The 1,014-nt window shown below is 48.5% G+C and carries 1 protein-coding gene and 1 pseudogene; both read right to left on the bottom strand.

What is annotated here, in order from left to right:
- A pseudogene (locus ACTHUM_RS15160) lies at positions 1 to 163 on the bottom strand (cell division protein ZipA C-terminal FtsZ-binding domain-containing protein); the annotation flags it as partial.
- A gap of 177 nt (positions 164 to 340) precedes the next feature.
- Positions 341 to 907, bottom strand: a complete 567-nt coding sequence (ampD, locus tag ACTHUM_RS15165; RefSeq protein WP_070461597.1) for a 1,6-anhydro-N-acetylmuramyl-L-alanine amidase AmpD — start codon at positions 905 to 907, stop codon at positions 341 to 343.
- Positions 908 to 1,014: the final 107 nt, after the last annotated feature.

A 1,014-nucleotide genomic window follows, 5' to 3' on the forward strand; every position in this document is an offset into this window, starting at 1 on the left:
TTTCTTTGCTGTCGCGGACGTGCTTGGTTTTGCTGGTCAAAAGTGCATCCTTATCGGAATGGCCGAATTGTTCGCGCACTTGTTTGCGGTATTGGTTTTCCTGGTACATATTGTAACCGATGACAGCCAAAAGGGCGGCGAGGGCTAAGACGATGAAAATCATGGAGTAATCACTTTTTAAAAAGGCAGCATTCCGTCTTTTTCAGGGTGCGGAATCTTGCTGCGTGGGAAGTTCGTTGGAGCCGGACTTTATGCGTCCGAATGAATAGCTGAATTATAACGAAAATAAACGGTTGTGACAGCATTATGTCTGCCAATCAGTGTTCAGGCCGTCTGAAAGTTATCCGTGCCGGATGGGGAAACCTGCTTTTTGAAGGCGTGGCCAATCGAAGAAATGTCCAGGATCGGTTTTCCTGTCCGGAGCGATGTCCTGATGACCGGTAATGGCCTGAATCGGGTAATGTTCGGAAATGGCGGTCAGCAAGGCTTGCAGGCTGGTGTATTGTGCTTCGGTAAAAGGCTCGAAATCGCAGCCTTCCAATTCGATACCGATGGAGAAGGTATTGCATTTTTCTCTGCCTTGAAATGACGATACACCGGCATGATAGGCCATATCGTCGCAGGAAACGAATTGGACGGTTTCGCCCTTACGGCTGATGAAAAAATGGCTGGAGACGCGCAGGGTGTGGATGATGCTGAAAAAAGGATGCTCGTCAGGGTTGATTTGGTTGGTAAACAATTTTTCCACCGCACCCGTGTTGTACTCAAAAGGAGGGAGGGAAATATTGTGGAGGACAACCAATGAGATGTCTTCATCCGGTTCTCGCGGGCTGAAATTGGGCGAATGAGTTTGACGTGCATTCAGCCAACGGCCGCTTTGCCAAGTGTTTTTTGAAGGAGAATTCATGGTTTCAGACGGCCTTTCGGGATAGGAAAATATACGTTGGGTAAGGTGGAGGGCGTGGTGGACTTGTTTTCGGTTATACTGTCGCCCGACACGTTCACAAACCAAGA

This window comes from Neisseria sp. P0021.S006, assembly GCF_051956895.1.

Coding starts and splice junctions, on each gene's coding strand:
- ampD (WP_070461597.1), bottom strand. CDS start 907: ATGAATTCTCCTTCAAAAAACACTTGGCAAAGCGGCCGTTGGCTGAAT.